General features: G+C 69.4%; 28 protein-coding genes. 17 read left to right on the top strand and 11 right to left on the bottom strand.

Features of this window, described 5'->3' with window-relative positions; genetic code table 11:
* Positions 1–181: 181 nt before the first annotated feature.
* The 3 genes from ACIBL3_RS45670 to ACIBL3_RS45660 all read left to right on the top strand — a co-directional run bounded on the left by ACIBL3_RS45670 (position 182) and on the right by ACIBL3_RS45660 (position 2,719).
* Positions 182–1,111 (top strand): proline dehydrogenase family protein, encoded by a 930-nt coding sequence (locus ACIBL3_RS45670; RefSeq protein WP_396360307.1) that lies wholly within the window; start codon positions 182–184, stop codon positions 1,109–1,111.
* Positions 1,112–1,234: 123 nt separating this feature from the next.
* The gene (gene proC, locus ACIBL3_RS45665) at positions 1,235–2,038 is read left to right on the top strand and encodes a pyrroline-5-carboxylate reductase (RefSeq protein ID WP_396360306.1); all 804 of its coding nucleotides are present in this window, start codon (positions 1,235–1,237) and stop codon (positions 2,036–2,038) included.
* 81 nt (positions 2,039–2,119) lie between these two features.
* Positions 2,120–2,719 (top strand): hypothetical protein, encoded by a 600-nt coding sequence (locus ACIBL3_RS45660; protein WP_396360305.1) that lies wholly within the window; start codon positions 2,120–2,122, stop codon positions 2,717–2,719.
* A gap of 169 nt (positions 2,720–2,888) precedes the next feature.
* On the opposite strand, the gene ACIBL3_RS45655 is transcribed toward ACIBL3_RS45660, so the two are convergent.
* The 4 genes from ACIBL3_RS45655 to ACIBL3_RS45640 all read right to left on the bottom strand — a co-directional run bounded on the left by ACIBL3_RS45655 (position 2,889) and on the right by ACIBL3_RS45640 (position 6,480).
* Positions 2,889–3,635 (bottom strand): endonuclease/exonuclease/phosphatase family protein, encoded by a 747-nt coding sequence (locus ACIBL3_RS45655; protein WP_396360304.1) that lies wholly within the window; start codon positions 3,633–3,635, stop codon positions 2,889–2,891.
* Positions 3,632–4,630, bottom strand: coding sequence for a tryptophan--tRNA ligase (trpS, locus tag ACIBL3_RS45650; RefSeq protein WP_396360303.1), 999 nt, complete (start codon positions 4,628–4,630; stop codon positions 3,632–3,634). The genes ACIBL3_RS45655 and trpS overlap by 4 nt, the downstream gene beginning before the upstream one ends.
* A gap of 155 nt (positions 4,631–4,785) precedes the next feature.
* On the bottom strand, positions 4,786–5,541 hold the full coding sequence (locus ACIBL3_RS45645; protein ID WP_396360302.1) for a hypothetical protein: 756 nt from the start codon (positions 5,539–5,541) through the stop codon (positions 4,786–4,788).
* A gap of 396 nt (positions 5,542–5,937) precedes the next feature.
* Complete coding sequence (locus tag ACIBL3_RS45640) at positions 5,938–6,480, bottom strand: TetR family transcriptional regulator (RefSeq protein ID WP_396360301.1); 543 nt, start codon at positions 6,478–6,480, stop codon at positions 5,938–5,940.
* Between the two features lie 83 nt (positions 6,481–6,563).
* Between ACIBL3_RS45640 and ACIBL3_RS45635 the strand changes: the two genes are divergently transcribed.
* The 3 genes from ACIBL3_RS45635 to ACIBL3_RS45625 all read left to right on the top strand — a co-directional run bounded on the left by ACIBL3_RS45635 (position 6,564) and on the right by ACIBL3_RS45625 (position 8,402).
* Entirely contained in the window at positions 6,564–6,875 is a 312-nt protein-coding gene (locus ACIBL3_RS45635; protein ID WP_396360300.1) for a hypothetical protein, read from the top strand.
* A 17-nt stretch (positions 6,876–6,892) separates the two neighbouring features.
* Complete coding sequence (locus ACIBL3_RS45630; RefSeq protein ID WP_396360299.1) at positions 6,893–8,068, top strand: acetoin utilization protein AcuC; 1,176 nt, start codon at positions 6,893–6,895, stop codon at positions 8,066–8,068.
* Between the two features lie 118 nt (positions 8,069–8,186).
* Entirely contained in the window at positions 8,187–8,402 is a 216-nt protein-coding gene (locus tag ACIBL3_RS45625) for a helix-turn-helix domain-containing protein (protein ID WP_132209923.1), read from the top strand.
* Positions 8,403–8,460: 58 nt separating this feature from the next.
* Here ACIBL3_RS45625 and ACIBL3_RS45620 read toward each other — a convergent pair whose 3' ends face one another.
* Positions 8,461–9,321: an alpha/beta fold hydrolase gene (locus ACIBL3_RS45620; RefSeq protein ID WP_396360298.1), complete on the bottom strand. Its 861-nt coding sequence runs from the start codon at positions 9,319–9,321 to the stop codon at positions 8,461–8,463.
* Positions 9,322–9,372: 51 nt separating this feature from the next.
* Between ACIBL3_RS45620 and ACIBL3_RS45615 the strand changes: the two genes are divergently transcribed.
* Entirely contained in the window at positions 9,373–11,172 is a 1,800-nt protein-coding gene (locus ACIBL3_RS45615) for a BTAD domain-containing putative transcriptional regulator (RefSeq protein ID WP_396360297.1), read from the top strand.
* On the opposite strand, the gene ACIBL3_RS45610 is transcribed toward ACIBL3_RS45615, so the two are convergent.
* A complete protein-coding gene (locus ACIBL3_RS45610; RefSeq protein WP_396360296.1) occupies positions 11,169–11,384 on the bottom strand; it encodes a hypothetical protein in 216 nt (71 codons plus the stop codon). The two genes, ACIBL3_RS45615 and ACIBL3_RS45610, sit on opposite strands and share 4 nt — an antisense overlap.
* 137 nt (positions 11,385–11,521) lie before the next feature.
* On the opposite strand from ACIBL3_RS45610, the gene ACIBL3_RS45605 reads away from it, so the two are divergent.
* Positions 11,522–11,716, top strand: coding sequence for a hypothetical protein (locus tag ACIBL3_RS45605; RefSeq protein WP_396360295.1), 195 nt, complete (start codon positions 11,522–11,524; stop codon positions 11,714–11,716).
* Here the strand turns inward: ACIBL3_RS45605 and ACIBL3_RS45600 are convergent.
* Both ACIBL3_RS45600 and ACIBL3_RS45595 read right to left on the bottom strand, forming a co-directional pair.
* The gene (locus ACIBL3_RS45600) at positions 11,713–12,198 is read right to left on the bottom strand and encodes a GNAT family N-acetyltransferase (protein ID WP_396360294.1); all 486 of its coding nucleotides are present in this window, start codon (positions 12,196–12,198) and stop codon (positions 11,713–11,715) included. The genes ACIBL3_RS45605 and ACIBL3_RS45600 overlap by 4 nt on opposite strands.
* A 13-nt stretch (positions 12,199–12,211) precedes the next feature.
* The gene (locus tag ACIBL3_RS45595; RefSeq protein WP_396360293.1) at positions 12,212–12,889 is read right to left on the bottom strand and encodes a class I SAM-dependent methyltransferase; all 678 of its coding nucleotides are present in this window, start codon (positions 12,887–12,889) and stop codon (positions 12,212–12,214) included.
* Between the two features lie 111 nt (positions 12,890–13,000).
* Here ACIBL3_RS45595 and ACIBL3_RS45590 point away from each other — a divergent pair, with 111 nt between their 5' ends.
* The 3 genes from ACIBL3_RS45590 to ACIBL3_RS45580 all read left to right on the top strand — a co-directional run bounded on the left by ACIBL3_RS45590 (position 13,001) and on the right by ACIBL3_RS45580 (position 15,270).
* Positions 13,001–13,102 (top strand): 30S ribosomal protein bS22, encoded by a 102-nt coding sequence (locus ACIBL3_RS45590; protein WP_008356322.1) that lies wholly within the window; start codon positions 13,001–13,003, stop codon positions 13,100–13,102.
* A 91-nt stretch (positions 13,103–13,193) separates the two neighbouring features.
* Positions 13,194–14,186 (top strand): NAD-dependent epimerase/dehydratase family protein, encoded by a 993-nt coding sequence (locus ACIBL3_RS45585; protein ID WP_396360309.1) that lies wholly within the window; start codon positions 13,194–13,196, stop codon positions 14,184–14,186.
* Positions 14,179–15,270: a lysophospholipid acyltransferase family protein gene (locus ACIBL3_RS45580; protein ID WP_396360291.1), complete on the top strand. Its 1,092-nt coding sequence runs from the start codon at positions 14,179–14,181 to the stop codon at positions 15,268–15,270. Before ACIBL3_RS45585 ends, ACIBL3_RS45580 begins: the two co-directional genes overlap by 8 nt.
* A 226-nt stretch (positions 15,271–15,496) precedes the next feature.
* On the opposite strand, the gene ACIBL3_RS45575 is transcribed toward ACIBL3_RS45580, so the two are convergent.
* From ACIBL3_RS45575 to ACIBL3_RS45565, 3 genes are all read right to left on the bottom strand, one after another.
* Complete coding sequence (locus ACIBL3_RS45575) at positions 15,497–16,543, bottom strand: DUF5667 domain-containing protein (protein WP_396360290.1); 1,047 nt, start codon at positions 16,541–16,543, stop codon at positions 15,497–15,499.
* Positions 16,544–16,796: 253 nt separating this feature from the next.
* Complete coding sequence (locus tag ACIBL3_RS45570; protein ID WP_360536823.1) at positions 16,797–17,339, bottom strand: sigma-70 family RNA polymerase sigma factor; 543 nt, start codon at positions 17,337–17,339, stop codon at positions 16,797–16,799.
* Positions 17,340–17,382: 43 nt separating this feature from the next.
* Positions 17,383–18,264, bottom strand: coding sequence for an HAD family hydrolase (locus ACIBL3_RS45565; protein ID WP_396360289.1), 882 nt, complete (start codon positions 18,262–18,264; stop codon positions 17,383–17,385).
* A gap of 112 nt (positions 18,265–18,376) precedes the next feature.
* Between ACIBL3_RS45565 and ACIBL3_RS45560 the strand changes: the two genes are divergently transcribed.
* The 6 genes from ACIBL3_RS45560 to ACIBL3_RS45535 all read left to right on the top strand — a co-directional run bounded on the left by ACIBL3_RS45560 (position 18,377) and on the right by ACIBL3_RS45535 (position 24,895).
* Complete coding sequence (locus ACIBL3_RS45560; RefSeq protein WP_396360288.1) at positions 18,377–19,816, top strand: class I adenylate-forming enzyme family protein; 1,440 nt, start codon at positions 18,377–18,379, stop codon at positions 19,814–19,816.
* A complete protein-coding gene (locus ACIBL3_RS45555; protein ID WP_396360287.1) occupies positions 19,813–20,049 on the top strand; it encodes a glutaredoxin family protein in 237 nt (78 codons plus the stop codon). The genes ACIBL3_RS45560 and ACIBL3_RS45555 overlap by 4 nt, the downstream gene beginning before the upstream one ends.
* 142 nt (positions 20,050–20,191) lie before the next feature.
* Complete coding sequence (locus ACIBL3_RS45550) at positions 20,192–20,947, top strand: redox-sensing transcriptional repressor Rex (protein ID WP_396360286.1); 756 nt, start codon at positions 20,192–20,194, stop codon at positions 20,945–20,947.
* The gene (locus ACIBL3_RS45545; RefSeq protein ID WP_396360285.1) at positions 20,944–22,260 is read left to right on the top strand and encodes a glutamyl-tRNA reductase; all 1,317 of its coding nucleotides are present in this window, start codon (positions 20,944–20,946) and stop codon (positions 22,258–22,260) included. The genes ACIBL3_RS45550 and ACIBL3_RS45545 overlap by 4 nt, the downstream gene beginning before the upstream one ends.
* A complete protein-coding gene (hemC, locus tag ACIBL3_RS45540) occupies positions 22,257–23,138 on the top strand; it encodes a hydroxymethylbilane synthase (RefSeq protein WP_396360284.1) in 882 nt (293 codons plus the stop codon). Before ACIBL3_RS45545 ends, hemC begins: the two co-directional genes overlap by 4 nt.
* Complete coding sequence (locus ACIBL3_RS45535) at positions 23,135–24,895, top strand: uroporphyrinogen-III synthase (RefSeq protein WP_396360283.1); 1,761 nt, start codon at positions 23,135–23,137, stop codon at positions 24,893–24,895. The genes hemC and ACIBL3_RS45535 overlap by 4 nt, the downstream gene beginning before the upstream one ends.
* Positions 24,896–24,900 lie beyond the last annotated feature (5 nt).

Below are 24,900 nucleotides of genomic sequence, written 5' to 3'. Positions count from 1 at the left end.
GGAGGACCGGACATCCCTACAAGGGCTGCACCCATCTCGCCAGCCGCAACGCCGGTAGTTGCGCCACCAGCGCGATCCGTAACCGAACGGCGTTGGGATTAGGGTGCGTTCGATTCAGGCGCGTAACCTGCTGACACCACTGGCAAATGGGGCCGGGTGGGTTGATGAGGAGGAACACGTAGTGCTTCGGCGAGTACTGCTGGGCATGTCCCGCAGCCCCCAGATCAAGAAGGCCGTTTCGTCGCTCCCGGTGTCCAGTGGCATCGTCTCCCGGTTCGTGGCCGGTGAGACCGCTCCGGAGGCTGTGCTGGCCACCGAGAAGCTGGTCAGCAACGGCCTGAACGTCACGCTGGACCACCTTGGTGAGGACGTCACCGACCTGGCCGCCGCGACCGCGACCGTCGAGGCCTACCTCGAGCTGCTCCGGCAGTTGGCGGACGTCGGGCTCACGAAGAACGCCGAGGTCTCGGTCAAGCTGTCCGCGGTCGGGCAGGCGCTGCCGGGCGACGGCGAGAAGATCGCGCTCGAGCACGCTCGGAACATCTGCCTCGCCGCCCGCAACGCCGGTACGACGGTCACCCTCGACATGGAGGACCACACCACCACCGACTCCACGCTGAGCATCCTGCGCGAGCTCCGCCAAGACTTCCCGGAGACCGGTGCGGTACTTCAGGCCTACTTGCGCCGTACCGAGGCCGACTGCCGCGACCTCGCCCACGCGGGCTCCCGGGTCCGGCTGTGCAAGGGCGCGTACAAGGAGCCGGAGTCGGTCGCGTTCCAGGACAAGCGGGCTGTGGACAAGGCGTATGTCCGCGCGCTGAAGATCCTGATGAACGGCGCCGGCTACCCGATGATCGCCTCGCACGACCCGCGCCTGATCGCGATCGCCGGCTCCCTCGCCGACCGCGCCAACCGCCGCCCCGGCAGCTACGAGTACCAGATGCTCTTCGGTATCCGCCCCGAAGAACAACTCCGCCTGGCCTCCCACGGCCACACCGTCCGCGTCTACATCCCGTACGGCGAGGACTGGTACGGCTACCTGGTACGACGCCTCGCCGAACGCCCCGCCAACCTCCAGTTCTTCGCCCGCTCCCTCATCAGCAAGAAGTGACCTTTCCGGAAGATCACTGCCACCTGGTGCCAACTTTCTTCCGGAGATCGCCGCGGGCGCGGTGCGCCATTCGGCTGGTGGACGCGCCGGATGGGTGGCGGAGTGCGTCAGTAGGCTGAGGGTATGACGAGCAAGGTGGCCATTCTTGGGGCCGGGGTGATGGGGGAGACGTTGCTGTCCGGGCTGATTCGGGCTGGGCGGCGACCGGAGGAGCTCCTGATCACCGAGCGCCGGGAGGAGCGTGCCGCCGAGTTGCGGGAGCGGTACGGCGTGGACGTCGTGTCCAACGTGGACGCGGCGGCGAAGGCGGAGACGCTGGTTCTGGTGGTGAAGCCGCAGGACATGCCGGATCTGCTCAGCGAGATCGCCCCGGCGGTCGAGGCGTCGCAGACCGTGGTGTCGATGGCGGCTGGTGTCACGACAGGGTTCATCGAGTCGCGGCTGCCGGAGGGTGTCGCCGTGGTCCGCGTGATGCCGAACACGCCGGCGCTGGTCGACGAGGGGATGGCGGCCATCTCCCGCGGCGCGCACTGCGACGAGAGCCACCTGGAGCTGGCGGAGAGCCTGCTGGCCGCGACCGGCCGGGTGCTGCGGGTGCCGGAGAAGCAGCAGGATGCGGTGACCGCGATCTCCGGCTCCGGTCCGGCGTACCTGTTCTTCGTGGTCGAGGCGATGATCGAGGCGGGCGTCCACATGGGCCTGCCGCGCGGCACCGCGACCGAGCTCGTCGTACAGACCGTGGTCGGCTCCGCCAAGCTGCTGCGGGAGACCGGCGAGCACCCGACCGTACTGCGGGAGCGCGTGACGTCCCCCGGTGGTACGACGGCAGCCGCCGTACGCGAACTGGAAGACCACAAGGTCCGCGCGGCCTTCCTCTCCGCCATCGAAGCAGCCCGCAACCGTTCGCGCGCACTGGCCGCCGAATAACACCTCCCCGACGGCTGGCGTTATTGTTGGCGCCGCAGTTTCCTGCCGTGTTCGAGGGATGAGTCGACTATGGTCCCGCCCATGAGTAATCGTTCGGAGCAGGAGAGCCCCGAGCACCTCAGCTCTGCCCCCGCGCCGAACAGCGCTGCCCCGGAGCAGGCCGTACGCGTCCCGGAGCTGCCGTGGCGGGTGCCGCTGGATCCGGCTCCGTGGTGGGCGTGGGCGCTGTTCGTCACGCCGTTCATCGCCGTACCGGCGCTGAACTCCTGGCTGTGGATGGGCGCCCGCGACATGCTTGCGGTCGGTCTGCTCACGATCATCGGCGCCTCGGTCGTCCGGGTGGCCGGTGGCGTGGTGCTGTACCGGGTGATGCTGACCCCGACCGCTCTGAAGGCCCGCACCAGCATGCTGATCCGCAGCGTCGCCTGGCAGGACGTCGACCGCATCGAGGTCGGTGACGACAACGTCGTGCTGATCCGCGGTCAGGACGAGAACGAGATCAACGGCATCCCCAAGGACCGGACCGCGTACGTCGCCGCGGTCATCCAGTCGCTCCACGCCGAAGCCGCGAACCACCCGACCCGCCGCCACCGCCCCCGCCCCGGCATCGGCACCCTCCTCGTCCTCACCTACCTCACCCTCTCCGTAGGCGCCTTCCTGATCCGCTGGCACATCGTCTGACCGTAGGGTCGCCTCAGTGGACTTTTCTTTGTAGCCTGCGGCCTCCAGGACCTGGCGGGATGTGCTCGAAGGTTGCCCTGGGCATCGTTGCGCGGTACGCCGACGAGTGGAACCACTGCGGTACGGCGTTCCGCGCAGACGATCCTGGAAGCGCCTGCGCGAGGAAGTGCTAGCCGAGCTCTAACGTCGCGACGAGCGGCCAGTGATCGCTGGGCAGCCGGCCGCCCGGGCGGATGTGGGACACGGCCGCGTCGACCACCTTCCAGCTTTCGGTGACGAGGATGTGGTCGATGCGGTCGTCGTCCTCCGCGCCGGTGAAGTCGTGCCAGCTCCCACCGGCCTCGATCGGTACGGCGTTGCGCAGCCCGGCGCCCGTCAACGCCTTGAGCGGCGGCGAGTCCGGGGTCGCGTTCAGGTCACCCATCACGATCCACGGCAGCGAACCGGCGATCCAGCGGGCGATCAGCCGGGACGACTGCAGTTGCGCGACCTCGCCGGCGTGGTCGTAGTGCGTGTTCGCGACGCCGATCGTCGTACCGTTCAGGTGCCGCAACCACACCAGCGTCGCGATCCGGGTCAGGTCCGCGTCCCAGCCGACCGATCCCGGCGTACCCGGGTCGTCGGACAGCCAGCGGGTCTCGTGCTTCTCCACCCGCCAGTCGCCCGGCCGGACCAGGACGACGGAGTGCTCACCCGCGCTCATTCCGTCGTCCCGGCCCACGCCGACGATCTCGTACCGCGGAAACCGCCAGCGCAGGTACTCGAGCTGGTCGGGCAGCACCTCTTGCAGCCCGACCACGTCGGCGTCCAACTGCTCGATCGCCGCCACGGTCGCACCCCGCCGTACCGGCCAGGCGTTGTCGCCGTCCGGGGCGGAGGAGTTGCGGATGTTGAAGGTGGCGGCGCGGATCTTCATGGTGCCGATCCTGCCAAACCGGCCTCGGTCGAGGCCGCCCCGGTCAGCCCCATGGCGCGCACCGCCGCCTGAAGCCGCGGAGTGCTCGCCTCGATCGCCCGATCGCGGCCCTGTGCGAGCAGGTGGTCGATCGCGCCCGGATCGGTCGCCAGCCGCGCGTACTCCTTCTGCAGCGGCTCGATGACGGCCAGCACCGCGTCCGCGACGTCCTGCTTCAGCGCGCCGTAGGACGCGTACGACGCCGCCAGTGCGATCGGATCGCCGTCGGTGCAAGCAGCCAGGATCTCGAGCAAATTGGTGACGCCCGGCTTGGCCGCCTCGTCGTGCCGGACCTCGTTCCCGGAGTCCGTCACCGCTCGCATGATCTGCCGCCGGATCACGTCCGGCGGGTCCAGCAGCCGGATCGTGCCGATCGCGTCGTCGCTGTCGGACTTGCTCATCTTGGTCGTCGGGTTGGCCAGATCCTTGACCCGGGTCGCCAGGACCGCCTTGGCCAGTTGCGGTACGACGAACGTCTCGCCGTACTCGCGGTTGAACCGGATCGCGACGTCCCGGGCGAGCTCGACGTGCTGGTCCTGGTCACCACCGACCGGGACCTGCTTCGCGCCGTACAAAAGGATGTCCGCCGCCATCAGGCACGGGTAGGTGAACAACGAGGCCCGGGTCATCGGCCGGCCCCTGCCCTTCTCCTTGTACTGGATCATCCGGGACAGCTCGCCGACGTACGACGTGCATTCCAGCAGGTAGGCGAGTTGGGCGTGCGCCGGTACGTCGGACTGGACGAACACCGTGCCCTCGGGGACGCCCGCCGCGAGCATCAGGGTGGCGAACTCCCGGGTGAGCGCGGCGAGTCTTCGGGGGTCGTGCTTGGTCGTCATCGCGTGCAGGTTCGCGACGAAGTAGAACCCTTCCGGGTCGGTGAATCGGCGCAGGGCGCCGAGGTGGTTGCCCAGCGTCAGGCGGCCGGACGGGGTGATGCCGGATAGCGATGTCATTGCTCTGCCCTTCGGTGTGTGATGGCCCCACCGAGGACATGAAAAGAGGCCGCCTCGGCGAGGCGGCCTCGTGGATGCGTGTGAACACACGCTTGGGTGACCGCCCTAGGCGGCCCACCACAGCTGCAAGTTCGTGTTCACAGCATCAGAGTAACTCATCGCTGCGTGAGTGCCTGGACGATCAGCTCGTTGCGGGCGTCCTGGCCGAGCGGGACCGTTGGGTGAACGCCGTCGCGGAGGTAGTTGAGGAGGCGATAGGGCTTGACCCAGAGCCACTCGGCCCAGCGGATGATCCGCAGGTTCGGGTACTTCTCCTGCGCGTCGTACAACTGCATGTTGAGCCACGAGCTGTTGCGCTGGTCGGCGAGCTGCATCGTCGCGGTCACGGACGTGCGCACGACCTGGATGTTGACCCAGTACAGCGTCCGGGTCGAACCGACGATGCTCATGGCCCGGTCGACCTGCGCCGCGAACTTCGGCGGGTCGAAGATGTCGTTCGATCCGCTCGCCATCAGGATCCGCCGCGGCAGTCCGTACGTCGTCGCCCACTGCTGGAGCGCGTCGACCGCGCCGGACGTGGGCCGGCTGGACCAGTTGTGCACGGCCAGCTGGCTGCCGTCGCGGCCCAGCAGCCGGGTCGCCAGCGCCTTCCCGTCCTGGACGGAGATGCTGTCGCCGAACATGTAGACGCCGTTGGTCTCGCGGGTGCGCTGGATCTGCGCTGCGGTCGAGATGGCCCGGGTCGCGGTCGACCAGGACCCGAGTACGCCGGACCCGTAGGGCCCGGCGTCGGCTGCGGATGCCTCTGTTGCGGTCACTGTCGAGACGGCCACGGTCGAGGCAGCTACCGCAGCCCCCGCCGTGAAGATCTGCCGTCGATTGGGTTTCATCGAGCTCACGGACTTCCTCACGGGGGAGAACTGTGCGGCCTGACCGCTACCGAGCGCAAGTCCGATGCTCAAACGTTGCAACTACCTGCACTTCGCCTGGGAAATCGCGTACAGTACAGGACTAGACCGCTCTTCGTAACCCTCTGCAACCGAAACGCGGCGTGATTTGCAGCATCCTGCAAATCCTGTAACGCCTTGCAGTCCGGCAGCGATAGACGGTTCGCCTGGACCGATCCCTGCGGGAGTGGCCGGCGCGGCCTTGGAGGGGTGCTGCGCCGCCTGCTTCCGCACCGCACCGCCGCGGAAAACGGTTCGAGCCGCCGCAGCCGGCGGGTGAGGATGGTCGCATGACCGCGAGGGTGCGCCGGCTGGGCGACCCCGACCGCCCGCTGACCCTGATGGCGCAGACGCTGTAGGTCACCCCTCGGTCAGCCAGGTGAGCATTGGGCCGGCGACCTCGAGCAGGTCGTCCGGGTCGGCGTCGAGTCCGTCGAGCTTCACCAGGTGACGCCCGATCACCAGGCCGAGGATCAACGCGCCGATCACTCCAGAACGCAGTACGGCGTCCTCGCCCGGCAGCTGGTCGGCGACCTGACGCTGCTGGGCCGCCATCGCCGCCCGAACCTCGGCCGCGGCCTCCGGGTGGCTGAACATCGCCCGCATCGCCGCCAGCGCGGCCGCAGGCTCCTCGGCCAGCTTCGCCGCCAGCCCGGCCGCGAGTTGGCCGGCGATCTCGTCCGGCGCGCCCTCGATCGGCCCGTCCGGGGGGATCGACGCGGCCTGGGCGAACAGCTTCTCCTTGGACCCGAAGTACCGCATCACCAGGCCGGCGTCACTGCCGGCTGCCTCGGCGATCCCGCGAATCGTGGTCCGGTCGTACCCGTGCTCGCCGAACAACCGGCGGGCCGCCACCAGGATCCGCTGCTCCGTCTGCCGCCGCTGCGCTGCCCGAGTCGTCACGCGGTTCAGTCTACGCATGTTGACTCAGCTTGGACGGACGCCTAGATTTCAGTCAACACACGTAGACTGAAATGAGGTGGACCATGACGCAGGCGCTCGTGCTGAGCTTCCTGGCCGGGTTGATGGGGACGAACGGCATCCCGCACTTCGTCCTCGGCATCACCGCCCGGGAGTACCCGAACCTGACCGGCAACTCGCCGGTCCGGAACGCGGTCGGCGGCGTGGGAGCGTTCGTCATCGCCGGCCTGCTGGCCTGGTGGGCGCAGCCCGGCGAGCATCCGGCGGCGGCTGTGATCGCTGCCCTGACCGGTGTCCTGGTGATGGCGGTCTTCCATGCCCATGGCGGCGCTTACCGGATGAACGCCAGGTTCGGGAAGCCCGTACCGCAGCGCTGACGGCTAAGGTCAGGGGCATGAGTGGTGAGGCGATGCTGGTCTTCGACGACGGTTTGACGGCGTACGACTTCGGCCATGGTCACCCGATGAGTCCGATCCGGGTGGACCTGACGGTGCGCCTGGCCCGCGCACTCGGCGTCCTCGACCAGCTGAAGATCGTGCCGGCGCCCGTCGCCGACGACGGGCTGATCGGGACCGTGCACACCGCCGAGTACATCGCCGCGGTCAAACGCGCGGGCGAGGACCCGGACGAGCCGGATCCGGACCACGGCCTCGGCACCGAGGACACCTACTGCTTCGCCGACATGCACGACGCATCCGCGCACGTGGTCGGCGCCTCCGTGGAGGCAGCCCGCGCTGTCTGGGAGGGCGACGTACTCCACGCTGCCAACATCTCCGGCGGTCTGCACCACGCGATGCCTGCCGCGGCGAGTGGCTTCTGCGTCTACAACGACCCCGCCATCGCGATCCAGTGGCTGCTCGACCACGGCGCAGAGCGGGTCGCGTACGTCGACGTCGACGTGCACCACGGGGACGGCGTACAGACCGTCTTCTACGACGACCCGCGGGTGCTGACGGTGAGCCTGCACGAGTCGCCCACCACGCTGTTCCCCGGCACCGGGAGTGCGGCGGAGACCGGCGGGCCGAATGCGGAGGGTACGTCGGTCAACATCCCACTGCCACCGGGGACCGGAGATGCTGGCTGGCTGCGGGCGTTCCACGCGATCGTGCCGCAGGTAGTGCGAGCCTTCGGGCCGTCTGTGCTGGTGACGCAGCACGGGTGCGACTCGCACGTGGAGGATCCGCTGGCGCACTTGACCAAGACGGTCGACGGCCAGCGGGCGGCGTACCTGGCCCTGCATGACCTCGCGCACGAGGTCGCAGGCGGTAAGTGGGTGGCCACCGGCGGCGGTGGGTACGCGATCTTCGACGTCGTACCGCGGGCCTGGAGCCACCTGCTCGCGATCGTCGCGGGCAACCCGATCGACCCGCTGACGCCGGTGCCGGAGTCGTGGCGGGAGGACATCCAGCGGCTGTACGCGCGGGTAGCGCCGCTACGGATGACGGACGGCCGGGACGCGGCGTACTCCGACTGGTCGACCGGCTACAACCCGGACACCTGGCTGGACCGCTCGATCAAGGCCACCCGCGACATCAGCTTCCCGCTGCTGGGTCTCGACCCGTCTTACTGAGTCACACGAGTCCCCCTCTTTCCCATTCGCACCAACAGCCACTACGCTCGTTACATGCACGGACGGAGGTGCCGGAGGGGAAGCCGGCGCACGATCCGTGCTGGAAGTGCGGTGCGCAATGGCATCAAAGAAGTCCGGTGGTGAGCAGCCGCTCGCCGAGGTGAAGTTCCTGACCGTGGCGGAAGTCGCCACGGCCATGCGCGTGTCCAAGATGACGGTGTACCGGTTGGTGCACTCCGGTGAGCTGCCCGCGGTGCGGGTGGGTCGTTCGTTCCGGGTGTCGGAGGACGCCGTGCACGACTACCTCAAAGGCGCCTACTTTCAAGCCGGATAACCACGAGAAGCGAGGCGGCCGGATCCATCAGGAGTCGGCCGCCTCACTATGTCTGGGCTCAGCGTTTCAGTAGCGCCCGGATCGCGGTCGTGATCTCGGCAGGGGACTCCTCGGCCATGAAGTGACCGGCCGACGTCGTCTGATGATCGAGATCGGCCGACCAGGGGCGCCACCGGGCCGCGGCGTCGAAGCCCAGCGCCGCGCCCCAGTCCTGCTGGATCACGGTCACCGGCATCCGCAGCTTGTTGCCTGCGGCAAGATCTTCCTGATCGTGGTCGACATCGACGGTGGCCGAGGCCCGGTAGTCGGCCACGATCGACGGTACGGCGGCCCGGCATGCGTCCAGGTAGTCCGCCCGGACCTCGGCGGGGATCGCGGAGCTGTCCTTCGCCCAGAGATCGAGGAAGTGGCCGAAGAAGGCGTCCGCGCTGGCGGCGATCATCGTCTCGGCCAGGCCAGGCGGTTGCGCCATCAGGTACAGGTGAAATCCGACCGCGGCGCTGGTCCCGCGCAGCACGTCCCACATGTCGAGGGTCGGCAGTACGTCGAGGCACATCAGGTGGGTGACCACGTCCGGATGGTCGAGTCCGGCCCGGAAGGCGACGAGCGCGCCGCGGTCGTGTCCGGCCAGGGCAAAGGTGGTGTGGCCGAGCTCGCGAGCCACCGCGACGATGTCGGCTGCCATCGTCCGTTTCGCGTAACCGTCGACCGGCTTGTCGCTGTCGCCGTACCCGCGCAGGTCCGGGCAGATCACGGTGTGGTCGCCTGCCAGGTCGGCGGCCACATGGCGCCACATCAGGTGGGTCTGCGGGAAACCGTGCAGCAGCACGATCGGCGTACCGGAGCCACCGACCGCGACGTTCAGGGCAACCCCGTCGGCGCCCGGGACGCGGTGGTAGTCGAATCCGTTGATCTTCATGCCAATCAGCCTCCTGGACGCGGATGAGCGTTGGATGAGTACCGTGGGCGAGTGGAGTTCGGGGTGCTCGGGGCGGTGATGGCCTGGGATGACGACGGGCAGCCGGTCGAGCTGAAGGGTCCGCGGCACCGGGCGGTGCTGGCCCGGCTGATCGTTGCCCGCGGCCGCGTCGTACCGGCGACTCGTCTGGTGGACGACCTGTGGATCGACCCGCCCGCTGGTGCGCTGAGCGCCGTACGGACCTTTGTTGCCTCACTGCGCCGTGCACTCGAACCAGACCGGGCGCCACGCACACCGGCTCGCCTGCTGGTGACCGAAGGACCTGGCTATGCCTTGCGAACCGACGCTGTCGACGCTTGGCGCTTCGAGAAAGCGGTAGGCGGCACGCTGCCTGAACTGCAGCAGGCGTTGGCGTTGTGGCGCGGTCCTGCGTACGCCGACTTCGCAGACGAGGACTGGGTACAGGCAGAGCGCGCACGGCTCACCGAGCTGCGACTGCGAGCGGTCGAGCGACAGGCGGAGTACCAACTGGCGCTCGGCCTTGCCGCCGAGGCAGTGCCCGAGTTGGACGCCCATGTGACCGAGCATCCGTGGCGCGAGGAGGCATGGCGGCTGCTGGCGCTCGCGCTGTACCGCACTGGTCGCCAGGGCGATGCTCTCGCCGTACTGCGGCGTGCTCGCACCATGCTGGTCGACCAACTCGGCGTGGATCCGGGTACGGCGTTGAGCCGTTTGGAGACCGACATCCTCAACCAGGCTGACCATCTGGAGCCTGTCTCGGCTGGGCGAGTGTGGGAGGAAGCGGCTGCAGCGTACGACCGCACGGTGGGAACCGGCGCACGGGTGCGGCTGGAGTCGACGGTGGGGTTGCTGCGCGACCTGGCAGTCACCGGAGGCGGCGGACTCGAGGCTGCACGCCGCCACCGGCTCGCCGCGGTCACTGCAGCCGAGGAGCTCGGTGACGCCGACCTGACCGCGAGAGTCATCGGCGCGTACGACGTACCCGCGATCTGGACGCGCTCGGACGACGAAGCCCAGGCGGCTGCGATTGTTGCGGCGGCGGAGCGAGCGCTGCGGACCCAGCAGCACCCGGCTGCGCGAGCCCGCCTGCTCACGACGATCGCGCTGGAGTCGCGCGGATCGCGAGAACCTCGTGCAAGGGACGCCGCTCGTGAGGCCGAAGAAATCGCCCGCGGGCTTGATGATCCGGCGCTACTCGCCTTTGCGTTGAACGGCGTCTGGATGCAGAGCTGCCATCGCCCCGGCCTCGCGCCGCAACGCGACGCCATTGGCATGGAACTGGTCGACCTGTCGGCACGGCATGGCCTGTTCACCTACGAGGTACTCGGCCACCTGATCCGCCTGCAGGCACGCAGTGCCCTCAACGACTTCCCGTCAGCCGACCAGCATGCAGCCGCCGCCGACGCCTTGGCAGCGCGGCACGAGCTCCCACTCGTCAACGTCTTCACCACCTGGTACCGCGCCATGAGTGCAGACACTCAACCTGCCTACCGCAAGGCAGCCGAGTTGCTCGATGGCGCCGGCATGCCTGGTCTCCAGGAAGGTCTGCTACCCCTGGCCCTCGCATGTCATCACCTGCGCCACCGCCTACCCATCCCTAATCTCGACTACGGTCCCTACACCCCTTGGATCCGTCCGTCGCATGACGTCCCAGAACCACCACCGGGGCTGCTGCTAGAGGCGCTGTGGTGCTTGACGGCGTACGCCGCCCGCGAGCGTGACGACGTACAACTGCTGGCCAGAGCCCGGGCAGCCCTGACTCCCGCTGCTGCCGAGCTGTCCGCCGGCTCGGGTCTCCTGACTCTGGGCCCGGTCGCGGACTACCTCTAGTAGTCGTCCGGCGAGCCCGCCTCGGCCTTGCGGTCGGCGGCGACGCGCAGCTCGTGGTGGGACTGGTGCGCTGTGGTCCGGTAGGCCTCGTCGTGCGCTGCCAGCGCGCCGGCAACCCCGAAGCCGTGACCACTGCGCTTCGCCCAGGCGGCGAACCAGGACAGGCCCGCCAGTACGACGACCAGTCCGCCCAGGAACACCAGATACGCCATGGCATCGAGCGTACCCAGGCCGGTGTCACGCTCCCAGGAACCTCCCAGGATGCTCACAGGGCCGTTGCAGTGCGGGCGATCAGGATGGAGTCATCGCCGGGAACGAGTCCCGGCCCCGGACCTTCCAGGAGCACCCGATGCGCACCAAGATCGTGAAGACCGTTGCCGCCGGCACCATTGTCAGCCTCGGCCTCGCCGCCGTGGCCTTCACCCCGGCCGCCTACGCGAGCACCACGTCCGACCAGACCACCGCGACCACCCGCACCGCCATCGGCCCGCACCTGGCCGTCCTCACCGACCCGATCCAGCTCCCACTCCGCAAAGCGGCCTAACCGACGTCGAGGGACCAGTCGTTGCAGCGCATCCAATGGCCTTTGGGATATTCGAAGTCCCGCTCGCCGAGGAGAGTGAATCCGGCCTTGTGGCACAGGGCGTTGGAGGCGGCGTTGGTCACCGCGGGATAGGCGTGCAGAGTCCTGTGCTGCCCGGCAGACGCAGCCACCTTCGCCACCTCCAGCACCGCGGCGGTCGCGAGCCCACGGCCCTGGAACTCAGGGACGATCGCCCAGCCGGTCTCCCAGACGGTCTCGGCGTCCTCGCTGTGTTCCCAGTAGCCGATCGAGCCGGCGCGCTCGCCGTCGTCGGTCACGATCGCGTACTGCTGCCCCACGAACGCGTTCTCGACGTACCGCCGATGCCGGTCGCGCAGCTTCTCGGGAGTCTCGGGACCGCCGAGATGTGCCGTCATCTCGGGCGTGTTGCAGCGTTCGAGCAGCCAAAAGTCCTGCTCGGTCCAGGGATCCAACGCAACCATGCCGACCAGTAGATCAGCCGGCGCCGACAGTGGTCCGCCGAGCGGGCACGGCCAACGCGTGCGGGACCTCGAAGCCGCCGGGCTCCTCGAAATGCTCGAGGGCGAGGCCGCTGCTGAGGAAAGCGTTCAGATACTCGGCGAGCGGGATATGACGCATCCCGACCCGACGGCGAATGCCGTCCTCGGCCCACCAGGGCGACTCCTCCGCCCACCCGGGCGTCCGGTAGCTCCGATGAACCAGCCGACTGCCGTCCTCGGCGTTGTAGACCACGTGCGGACCGTTGAAACACGGGTGTACGCCGTACGCCACCAGCACCCCGCCCGGTCGCAACACCCGCACCGCCTCCCGCAGGACCTGACCGAAGTCGTCGACGTCGGTTGAGATCCACACCACCATCGCGGTCTCGAAGGAAGCGTCGGCGAAGGGGAGTGCCGCCGCGTCGGCGACCATCAGTGGGCCGTCGGTGCGGGTGTGGGCCACTCGGAGTTGGTCGGCGGAGTAGTCGACGCCGACGACACTGCGACCGGTCGCGCGGATGGTCTCGAAGTTGCGTCCGGTGCCGCAGCCGATGTCCAGGCAGGCGCCGGATCCGGGGCCGAGGAGGTCGAGGAGGCCCGGTTGGTGGGTCTCCGCGCCGGCGACGAACCGCTCCTCGTACCAGTCGGCCAGACCGTCGTACCGAGCTCTCATCCGAGCCTCCCCAGGTCGAGCCTCCACCCTACCCAGCTCCCTGCTTTAGGTTCCGAAGACGACCTACGGGTAAGCTTTGCCGACGTTCTCTTTAGGTTTGGAAGGTCCACTGTGGGTTCGGTTATCAAGAAGCGCCGTAAGCGGATGGCGAAGAAGAAGCACCGCAAGCTGCTGAAGAAGACGCGGGTGCAGCGCCGCAAGCTCGGCAAGTAAGCAGTTCCCGCCGCGCTCGCCAGACACGGCGGCGGCGCGGCGCAGTATGGGGTTGCTGTCTGGCTGGGGGTCTCTCGTGGCACAGGTAGTGATGGTGACCGGCGTCTCGCGGGACGCCGGTGCTCGCTGTGCCCGCAGGCTGGCCGACGACCCGTCGATCGGCACCGTGCTCGGCATCGACGTGGTTCCGCCACGCGCCGAAATGGGCCGGGTCCGGTTCGTCCGGGCCGACATCCGCAACCCCGTGATCGCCAAGGTGATCGCCGCTGAGGACGTCGACACGGTCGTCCACACCGGCGTCGTGGCCACCCCGGGCAGTGCCGGTGGCAGGTCGTCGATGAAGGAGATCAACGTCATCGGCACCATGCAGCTGCTCGCCGCCTGCCAGAAGGCGCCCGGCGTGGCCAAGCTGGTGGTGAAGTCGTCCACCACGGTGTACGGCGCGGGTCCGCGGGACCCGGCCATGTTCACCGAGGAGATGGCGCCGCGCGCGATCCACCAGACCGGGCTGAGCAAGGACGCGGTCGAGGTCGAGGGGTACGTGCGCGGCTTCGCCCGGCGCCGCCCCGACGTCTGCGTCTCCACGCTCCGGATGGCGAACTGGATCGGCCCGAAGACCGACTCCCCGGTCACCCGGTACTTCTCGATGCCCGTCGTCCCGACCGTCTTCGGGTACGACGCCCGCCTGCAGTTCCTGCACGAGGACGACGGCGTCGAGGCGATCCACCACGCCACCGTCAACGACCTGCCCGGCACCTTCAACCTGGCCGGCGACGGGATCCTCGCGCTGTCCCAGGCGATCCGCCGGCTCGGCCGGCCGGCCCTGCGGCTGCCCCCGTTCACGGCATCCAGTACGGCGGCCGTCGTACGGCGAGCCCGCCTCGCGGACTTCTCGCCCGACCAGATCACCTTCCTCACCTACGGGCGCGCGGTCGACACGACCCGGATGCGGACCGAGTTCGGGTTCGAGCCGGCGTACACGACCGCCGGAGCCTTCGACGACTTCCGCGCCTCCCTCGGGCCCGGCGCGGTATCGCGGGCGACCCACCTGCTCAGCGCCGGACTGGGGGCGCTGCGTGGCTGACGCCGACGTGATTCCGATCGGATCCGGCGGGCGACCGGGTCGCGGCAGCGGCCGCCGTACGACGCCCTCCGCGGCAGCCCGCGCGCTCGCCGGCTCGTCGGCGAGGCGGAAGCCCAAGCGCCGCAAGGCCCCGGAGACCCCGGCCGAGCCGGTAGCTGTCGTGCCGGACGTCGAGGGCGCGCCGGTCCCCGAGGCGCCGGCGGCGTTCGACTTCGCCGGGCTCGAGCGGGTGGTGCGGGAGCTGTTCGGTGACGAGGGGGAGCGCCGGGTCGCGGAGTGGCTGGCGTTCCTGCGCCGGCGGTTGAGCGGGAACTACGAGGTCGACGAGTTCGGGTACGACGAAGACCTGACCGACCAGGTGTTGCTGCCGCTGCTGCGGCCGCTGGCGGAGAAGTGGTTCCGGGTCGAGGTGCGCGGGGTGGAGAACATCCCGTCCGACGGTGGCGCGCTGATCGTGGCGAACCACTCCGGGACGATGCCGCTGGACGGTCTCGTCACCCAACTGATCGTCGCGGACCACGGGCACCGGCCGCTGCGGACGCTGGCGGCGGATCTCGTTTTCCAGACCCCGTTCGTCGGTGAGTTGGCCCGCAAGGGCGGGGCCACGCTGGCCAGCAACGACGACGCCGAGCGGTTGCTCGGACGCGGCGACCTGGTAGGGGTGTGGCCGGAAGGGTTCAAGGGGATCGGGAAGCCGTTCAGCGAGCGGTACAAGCTGCAGCGGTTCGGCCGGGGCGGGTTCGTCAGCGCGGCGATGCGGACCGGGGTGCCGATCGTGCCGTGCTCGATCGTCGGCGCCGAGGAGATCTATCCGCTGGTCGGGAACATCGCGTCACTGGCGCGGCTGCTGGGCGTGCCGTACATCCCGATCACGCCGTTCTTCCCGCTGCTCGGGCCGCTCGGCCTGATCCCGCTGCCGTCCAAGTGGCTGATCGAGTTCGGCGAACCCATCCGAACCGACGACTTCCCCGACGGCGCCGCCGACGACCCGATGCTGGTCTTCAACGTCACCGACCAGGTCCGCGAGACCATCCAGCAGACCCTCTACACCCTGCTGATGCAACGCCGCAGCGTCTTCTTCTGACCCACCGCCCACCCCAGCGCCCGCGGCCACCCAGCGCCCGCGGCCACCCCAGCCGCGGCGTTCGAGGGGATATCCCGCGCCGTGGTGGGTTCTCCCCTGGTATACGAGCAGAGAACCCCACGTTTGAGGGGATATCCCCTCGAACGCCGCCGCGGTGGGGCGGGGTGGGGTGGGTAAAGGAGAAGCCCGGCGTGGTTGCGCCGGGCTTCTCGTGTGGGTCAGGGACCTACTTCCACGGTGGGAGGAGGGTCTGGATGACGCCGGGAAGGTTGATGAGTGGGGTGGACGGGAGCAGGGTCGGGAACGGCCAGGGCCACTCGGTCGCGCCGGGGGTGGGGATGGTCGGTACGACAGTCGGGGTCGACGTGAGAGTCGAGGACGCCGACGGGTTCGGCGGGGTCTTCAGACTCGTCGGCGGAGTGTTGGACTCCTGCACGATCGTCGTGTTCGGCGACTGGCTCGGCGCGGTGCTCGCACCCGTCGTCGGCTTGCTGGACGCCTTGCTGCTCGCCCCGCCGTTGCCGGGCTCGTTCGGCTCGGTGCCGACGTTTCCGGTGTTCGGCGCGGCCGGCTGGTTGGCGCCCTTGGCCGGCTTCGGCGCCTCGCACTTCGGGCAGGCGGCCGTGGTGTGCTGGGCCAGCTGCTCGATGGTGGCGAGCGCCTCGACAGCGGACTTCAGCGACTCCGCCGGCAGTTTCGGTGCGAGCTCACCAAGAGCCTGGCGGGCGCTGGTGATGAACGCTGTGACCGCCGTGATCGAACCGGCGTCGCCGTCCTGCTGGTACGACGCGACCAGCCGCGACACGCCCTTGCGGGACTGTGCCGAGAAGTCGTCGAGGGTGGCGTTGATCGTGCCCACGTCGCCGCCGTTCTCGGCCAGCGCGCGGACTTCGGACAGTCGGGTCATCGCGTGCTCGAGATCGCGCCGGCCCCGGGAGTCGTCCCCGACGCTGACGTTGGTGGAGACGTTCTCGATGCTGCGCTTCATCCCGTACAAGGTGTCGCCGGGCATCGCCTGCTGAGCGGCGGCCGCAGAACCGATGCCACCTCCGAGCAGGACCAGCGCGGCGGTACTGGCCACGAGCCGGATGCGCCGGCCGTGACGATGGCGGATAGCTGTCACGGACGCGCCCACGTCCTCGCTGCCCGGCGGGTCGTCCGAGTCGTCCGGAGAGCTGCGCACCATCGTCGGAGTCGTCGTTGCCGCGCGGGCCGCCGCCTGCTCCATCAGGCGGTGCCGCAACTCGGCACTGAACTCCGGTCGCGGTGCCACTGCGCCGGCGGTCCTCAGCCGTCCGACGAGTTCCACAGCTTCCATCAGCTCGGGGTCATCGCTCAGTCGCGAAGAGTGACGGGGCCCGTGATCGACGGCGTGCGCGAATGCCTCCGCGCGCGCTCGAGCCCTGTGTAGGTCACTCATGAGTTCTCGATCTCCTCAATGGCCAGCCGGGGTCACCGACAGGTCCTCATCAGGCAAACGAGGAAACTCCCTGACGGGTTACGAAAGACATTCGTTGTCATCCGCCTCACCTCAAGTCCTTGGGGATAACCTTCGCCAAGTGCCGTACGGCCCTCAGTTGCAGTTGCTTGACGGCGCCTTCGGACTTCTCCAGCGCCTTGGCCGTTTCCGCGATCGACAATCCGGCGAAGAACCGCATCGTCAGGCAGTCGCGTTGCTCGTCGGGCAAGGCCGCGACCGCGTCCCGCAGCACCTCGGCGGTGGCGGCGGCCAGCACGTCGATCTCCGGCCCCTCGGTCTGCCGGTCGTGCGTCTCGATCTCGTCCGTGACCACCTCGAGCCGGACCCGGCCCGACTTGTAGTGGTCGGTGATGAGGTTCCGGGCGATCGTCACCAGCCAGGCGCCGAAGTCCCGGCCCTGCCAGCGGAACGAGTCCAGCGCGCGCAGCGCCCGGACGAACGTCTCACTGGTCAGGTCCTCGGCGAGTGCCGACGACGACACCCGCGCGTAGATGTAGCGATAGACGGTGAGCGAGTACTCGTCGTACAGCTCACCGAAGGCACCGACGTCCCCGGCCTGGGCGCGATCGACGAGCTCTGCACGTCTCATCCCGTCCGGGCTTGGCTCCGGCGTCGTCAAGATTTCTCCCCGTTCAACTGACACGTCTTCTGACACATCCGCGGATGGCCACAGCGGCTGAGACAGCACCGAGCGTTACGCCTGAAGCACCCGCTGTCAACAGTCCGAGGCGTGCCGCCTTCCGTCCGGTCCGATAGTCACGAATGCGCCAGCCGGCGACTTCCGCGTGGCGGCGCAGCCTGCTGTCGGGGTTGATCGCGCATGGATTCCCCACCAGCTCGAGCATCGGCAGGTCGTTCACCGAGTCCGAGTACGCCGCGCAGGAGGCCAGGTTCAGCCCCTCACGCGCCGCGAGCGCGCGGACGGCCTCCGCCTTGGCCGGGCCATGGAGGATGTCGCCCACGAGTTCACCTGTATATATCCCGTCACGCTCTGCTGCAACCGTTCCGAGCGCGCCGGTCAGTCCCAGCCGCCTGGCGAGCAGCCTGGCGACCTCCACCGGAGCCGCCGTCACCAGCCAGACCCGCTCGCCGGCGTCGAGGTGCTGCTGGGCCAGCGCGAGCGTGCCCGGCCAGATCCGGTCGGCCATGATCTCGTCGAAGATCTCCTCGACCAGGATCTGCACCTCGGCGACCCGGTGGCCGGCGATGAACGACAGTGCCGCGGCCCGCGCGTTCGCGACCGAGTCCGGGGTCTCGCCCTGCAGCCGGAACCTCAACTGTGCAAAGGATTTCTGCGCGATCTCGCCGGTCGTGAAGAACTTTCGGCGGTACAGCCCACGGGCCAGGTGGAACATCGACGCGCCCTGCAGCATCGTGTTGTCCACATCGAAGAACGCAGCCGTGTCCGGCACCTGCGGTGTTGCCAGCGCCGCTTCCAGCTCGGCCGCTGCCGCGCTGGCCTCCCCAGCCAGAATCGACCTGGCTCGAAGGTCACGTGACCTACCCCCACCCATGAAGCAGGACCTTAGGGCACAGAACCCCCACCTGTCGCCTACTGCGCGTTACCGTCTCGAAAGGTGCCGAGGGGAGCGCATCCTGCCCGGGTGAACGTGGCAGACTCGCCTGGTGAACTTCAACTTCGCGGACGTTCTTCGTGACACAGCGCAACGTCACGGCGAACGTCTCGCACTGGTCGACGGCGACCGGCGGCTGACCTGGAGCGAGGTCGACACCGCCGTCGACAGGGCTGCCCAGGGGTTCGCCGCGGCCGGCCTGGTGCCCGGCTACCGGGTCCTCCTGCTGCAGGCCAACAGCGTCGACTTCGTCACGTCCTACCTGGGGATTCTCCGGGCCGGCCTGGTCGCCGTACCGCTGAACACGGGTCTGACGGCCACCGAGATCAGCGGTGTCGTGGAGCACTCCGGCGCCCGGTTGGCGATCGCCGACGGCGACCTCGCGGAGAAGATCCAGGGCCTCCGGACGGTCCGGGCCGGCGAGCTCGAAGGTGACGCTCCGTTACTTCCGCCGCTCGACCCGGAGACCCTCGCGGTCCTGCTGTACACCTCCGGGACGAGTGGGGACCCGCGGGCCGCGATGTTGTCGCACCGCGCGCTGGCCGCCAACGTGAAGAACCTCTCCGGCCTCGGCGAGGACCGGATGGGCCCGGAGGACGTCGTCCTCGGCGTGCTGCCGATGTTCCACGCCTTCGGCCTGAACGCCGTCCTCGGCTGGGCGGTCGCGACCGGCGCGGCGCTCGTCGTCGAACCGCGCTTCGACTCGGTCCACACCCTCGATCTGATCAGCAGGTACGGCGTGACGCGGCTGCCACTCGCACCGCCTGCTTTGCACGCCTTGCTGGCCCAGCCCGGTCTTCACGACGCCCTGCAGACGGTCAAGGTCGTCCTCACCGGCGCGTCGACTCTCGACCGGGCGCTGGCCGACCGCTTCGAGCAGGAGACCGGGAAGTTCGTCCACCAGGGCTATGGCCTGACCGAGGCGTCCCCGGGTGTCACCACGACGCTTGGCGAGGGAGATCCGAAGCCGGGCTCGGTCGGCCGCGCGCTGCCGAACGTCGAGGTGCGGATCGCCGACGAGCAAGGTGAGGACGTCGAAGGAGACGACCCCGGCGAGATCCTGATCCGCGGCGCCAACCTGTTCTCCGGCTACTGGCCGGACGGCGTCGACGGGCCGGACGAGGAAGGCTGGTACCGCACCGGCGACGTCGGCTACCTGGACACCGACGGCGACCTGTTCCTGGTGGACCGGTTGCGTGAGCTGGTCATCGTGTCCGGGTTCAACGTCTTCCCGAGCGAGGTCGAGGAGGTCCTGATCGGCGCTTCGGGCGTCCGCGAGGCCGCCGTGATCGGCGTACCGTCCGAGGAGACCGGTGAGGCGGTGAAGGCGTTCGTCGTACCGGAGACCGGGGCGAGCGTGGACACGGCTGCGGTCCGCGAGTACGCCGAGACCCGGCTGGCCCGGTTCAAGTGCCCGGTGGAGATCGAGGTGGTCGACCACCTGCCGCACTCGGTCACCGGCAAGGTGGCGAAGGGCCAGCTGCGGAAATGACGCGCGTCACGCTCTACGGCAAGCCCGGCTGTCACCTCTGCGACGACGCCCGGGCGATCGTCCAGGCGGTCTGCGGCGAGCTCGGCGTCGACTGGACCGAGATCGACATCACGCAGGATGACCGGCTGTTCACCGAGTACGGCGAGCAGATCCCGGTGACGTTCGTGGACGGCAAGCAGCACGACTTCTGGCGTGTCGACCCGGTCAGGCTCCGCAAGGCCCTCACCCCTTAGTCCTCGTTGGTGCTGTGTCCTGGTTAGTGCTGTCCGTCACCTCGGCCTTCGCCGATTTTGTTCTCACGTTCACAAGCTCCTAGAGTAAGAAGAGCCCCGGCCGTCACGACCGCGGCCGTGGAGAACCGTTCCCAGGAGAATTGTGACGCGTGCCAGCAGCCGTCGCCCCGGCCCGCCGACGAGAACCGAACGCGGCATTCCCGAGGCGACTGTCGCGCGCTTGCCGGTCTACCTGCGGGCGCTGACCGCGCTGTCCGACAGCGGGATCGCCACCGCGTCGAGCGAGGACCTGGCGACCGCCGCCGGCGTGAACTCGGCCAAGCTCCGCAAGGACCTGTCCTACCTGGGCTCCTACGGCACCCGCGGCGTCGGGTACGACGTCGAGTACCTGCGCTACCAGATCGCCCGCGAGATCGGCGTCACCCAGGACTGGGCCGTGGTCATCGTCGGGATCGGAAACCTGGGGCACGCGCTGGCGAACTACTCCGGCTTCGGCACCCGCGGGTTCCGGATCGTGGCGCTGCTGGACGCCGACCCGAACCTGATCGGTGAGCGGATCGGGGACATGGAGGTCCGCGACTTCGCCCAGATCGAGGACATCGTGAAGGCCGACCGGGTCTCGATCGGGGTCATCACCACGCCCGCCGGTCCGGCCCAGGAGGTGTGCGACCGACTGGTCGCCGCCGGGGTGACCAGCATCCTGAACTTCGCGCCCGTCGTGCTGTCCGTGCCCGACGGCGTCGACATCCGCAAGGTGGACCTCTCGATCGAGTTGCAGATCCTGGCGTACCACGAACAACGAAAGTCCGGAGAGGCGGCGCTCCCCGAGGTGCCCGAACTACCAGCGATGAACGGTCTCACCGATCTGCCGAGCGTCGGGGGAGGTGTCGGCGCGTGAGCTACCTGGTCGTCGGTATCAGCCACCGCTCAGCTGACATCAACGTCCTCGAGCGAGTGGCGCTCGACCCGGACGCGGCGACCAAGCTGGCCCTGGCCGTCAAGCACACCCCGGCGGTCTCCGAGTCCGCGGTCCTTGCCACCTGCAACCGCACCGAGGTCTACGCGACCGTCGACCGGTTCCACGCCGGCATGGACGAGGTGACCGCGATCCTCTCGGACATCACCGGCGTACCGCTGCTGGACCTGGCCGAGCACCTCTACGTGCACTTCGAGGAAGGCGCCGTCGCGCACCTGTTCCAGGTCTCGGTCGGGCTCGACTCGATGATCGTCGGCGAGAGCCAGATCCTCGGCCAGGTGAAGGACACGCTGCGCGTCGGCCAGGACCTGGAGACGGTCGGCACCGAGCTCAACGCCGTACTGCAGCACGCGTTGCGGGTCGGCAAGCGGGCCCGTACCGAGACCGGGATCGACGCCGCCGGGCGCTCCGTCGTCTCGGCCGGCCTCGACGCGGTCGGCGGTTTCCAGGGCCGCCGCGCGCTGATCGTCGGCGCCGGCTCGATGGCCTCACTGGCCGCGCAGACCTTGCTCAACGGTGGCGCCGCGAGCGTGACCATCGCCAACCGCAACTACGACCGCGCGGTCGCGCTGGCCGAGCGAGTCGGCGGTACGGCGGTCCAGCTCGCGTCCGTCCCCGAGGCGCTGGCCGAGGCCGACCTGGTCGTGTCGTGCACCGGCGCGCGGAACGTCGTACTGACCGAAGAGATGATCCGGAACGCGACCGACGGGCGCCCGTTCGGTGTGCTGGACGTCGCACTGCCGCGGGACGTCGCGCCCGAGGCGGCCAGGATCCCCGGCGTCACGCTCGTCACGCTGGCCGACCTCGCCGGGACGTCGGGCGGCAGCGACGACGACATCGACGCGGTACGGCGGATCGTCTCGGAGGAGACGGGTTCGTTCGAGGCGACCCGGCGGGCCGCATCGGTCGCGCCGACCGTGGTCGCGCTGCGGGCGATGGCGACCGAGCTGGTCGACTCCGAGTTGGCCAGGCTGGAACGCAAGCTGCCCGGGCTGGACGACACCCAGCGGCAGGAGGTCGCCCGGACCATTCGCCGGGTGGTCGACAAGGTGCTGCACACGCCGACCGTGCGCGTGAAGGAGTTGGCCGCCGATCCGGGTGGTCCGACGTACGCCGACGCCCTCCGCGAGCTGTTCGCGCTCGACCCGGCCACCGTCGACGCGGTCACAGCCGCGAGGAACCCGGAAGAGACCAGCAACACCCGCGCCAACGCGACCGGAGGTGACCGCGCATGATCAGGCTTGGCACGCGGCGGTCCGCCCTGGCGACCGCGCAGGCGACCTGGGTCGCCGACCAGTTGCGCGCCCTCGGGCACGAGGTCGAGCTCATCCCGATCGTCACCACCGGCGACGTCAACAAGGCGCCGCTGGAGCAGATCGGCGGCACCGGCGTCTTCGTCAGCGCGCTGCGGGACGCCTTGCTGTCCAGCGAGATCGACATCGCGGTGCACTCGCTGAAGGACCTGCCGACCGCACCGGTCGAGGGGCTTGCGATCGGCGCCGTACCCGTCCGTGAGGACCCGCGCGACGTGCTGGTTGCCCGCGACGGCCTGACCCTCGGCGAGCTGCAGCAAGGTGCCCTGGTGGGCACCGGCTCACCCCGCCGGGTCGCGCAGCTCGATGCGCTGGGCCTCGGCCTCGAATGCACCGGGATCCGCGGCAACGTGGACACCAGGATCGGCATGGTGGCCGATGGCAAATTGGACGCGGTGGTGCTCGCGAGGGCAGGGTTGTCCCGGTTGGGACGGCTCGCCGAGGTGACCGAGACGCTGGATCCGATCCAGGTCCTGCCGGCTCCGGGACAAGGTGCCCTGGGCATCGAGTGCCGGGCGGACGACACCAAGGTGCTGGCGGCACTGGCGCCGCTGGAGGACCCGGGCACCCGGGCGGCGGTGACCGCGGAGCGGCAGATGCTTGCCACTCTCGAGGCAGGGTGCACGGCTCCGGTCGGCGCGCTCGCCGAAGTGGTCGAAGGTGAGGACGGCCCGGAGCTGTGGCTGCGGGGAGCCCTCGGCCAGGAGGACGGCGTACGGCGGTTGTCGGCCAACGGGCCGGTGGACGACCCGGTGTCACTGGGCAAAGCGCTGGCGAACGAGTTGCTGGAGCAGACATGACACCGGCACGGGGCACGACGACGAGGGCGTCTCATGACACGGCGCACAAGACGAGCAGCAGGACGAGGACGAGGGCGAAGGCAGACGTGAGCAGCGCGAAGACAGCCGCCACCGCGGCATCCAGGACGCCTCAGAAGGTGCCGGCGAAGGCTGCCGCCACCAGCACGGTCAAGCAGACCAGACCACTCGGCCACGTCACCTTCGTCGGCGTCGGGCCGGGCGATCCCGCCCTGCTGACGCTGGCCGGCCGCGACGTCCTGGCGAACGCCGACGCCGTCGTGGTCGAGGGTCCCGAGCACGACGCCTTCCTGACCTACTGCAAGCCGGGTGTCGAGGTGGTCGACGGGTCCGGCGCCGAGGGCAGCCGGGCGCTGAAGGTCGCCGCCCGGGCGCGCCTGGTGGTGAAGACGGCCAAGTCGGCGGCGAACGTCGTACGCCTGCTGACCGGTGACCCGTTCACCTTCTCCAGCGGCGCCGAGGAAGCGGCCGCCTGCCGGAAGGCGGGTATCGGGTTCAACATCATCCCCGGTGTGAGTGAGGTCAGCGCCGTCCCGACGTACGCGGGCATCCCGCTGACGATGAAGGGCGACCGCGAGGTCACGGTCCTGGACCTGGCCGAGGCCAAGCTCGACCTGTCCCGGCTGCACCCCAAGCAGACCCTGGTGCTGCTGAACGCGTCCGACGTACTCAAGGAGACCGTCGCCGCGCTGGTCGAGGCGGGCTTCGACGCCAAGACGCCGGTCGCCGCGACCGTCGGCGGCACGACGACCCTGCAGACCAGCGTGGTCGGCACCCTCGAGACGATCGTCGCCGACCTGCGCGCGGCCAAGGTGACCGGCGAGGCCGTCATCGTGGTCGGCGCGGTGGTCGAGCAGCGCGAGGCACTGTCCTGGTTCGAGACCAAGCCGCTGTTCGGCTGGCGGATCCTGGTGCCGCGCACCAAGGACCAGGCCGGCCCGCTGATGGACCGGCTCCGCCGGTACGGCGCGATGCCGGAAGAGGTCCCGACCATCTCGGTCGAGCCGCCGCGCAACCCGCAGCAGATGGACAAGGCGATCCGCGGCCTGGTCGAGGGCCGGTACGAGTGGGTCGCGTTCACCTCGGTCAACGCGGTCAAGGCGGTCCGGGAGAAGTTCGACGAGTACGGCCTGGACGCGCGGGCGTTCTCCGGCCTGAAGATCGCTGCGGTCGGCGACAAGACCGCCGAGGCGATCGGCGCCTGGGGCATCCGCCCGGACCTGGTCCCGTCCGGCGAGCAGTCCGCGGCCGGCCTGGTCGAGGACTGGCCGCCGTTCGACGAGGTGCTGGACCCGATCAACCGGGTGTTCCTGCCTCGCGCCGACATCGCCACCGAGACCCTGGTCGCCGGACTGACCGATCTCGGCTGGGAGGTCGACGACGTGACGGCGTACCGGACCGTCCGGGCCGCCCCGCCGCCCGCGCCGACCCGCGAGGCGATCAAGTCCGGCAAGTTCGACGCGGTCGTGTTCACCTCGTCCTCGACGGTGCGCAACCTGGTCGGCATCGCCGGCAAGCCGCACGCCTCCACGGTGATCGCGGTGATCGGCCCGGCCACCCTGAAGACCGCCGAGGAGCACGGCCTGCGGGTCGACGCGATGGCCGAGACCCCGTCCGCCGAGGAACTGGCTGACGCACTCGCTCGCTTCGGCGCCGACCGCCGTGACACCATGATCGAGGCCGGCGAACCGGTCACCCGCCCGTCCGAGCGCCGCTCGGGCTCCCGCAGGAAGAGCTGAGAGTC

This window comes from Kribbella sp. NPDC050124 (assembly GCF_044460355.1).
Taxonomy (GTDB): domain Bacteria; phylum Actinomycetota; class Actinomycetes; order Propionibacteriales; family Kribbellaceae; genus Kribbella.
This window is presented reverse-complemented; position numbering and strand designations above follow the sequence as displayed.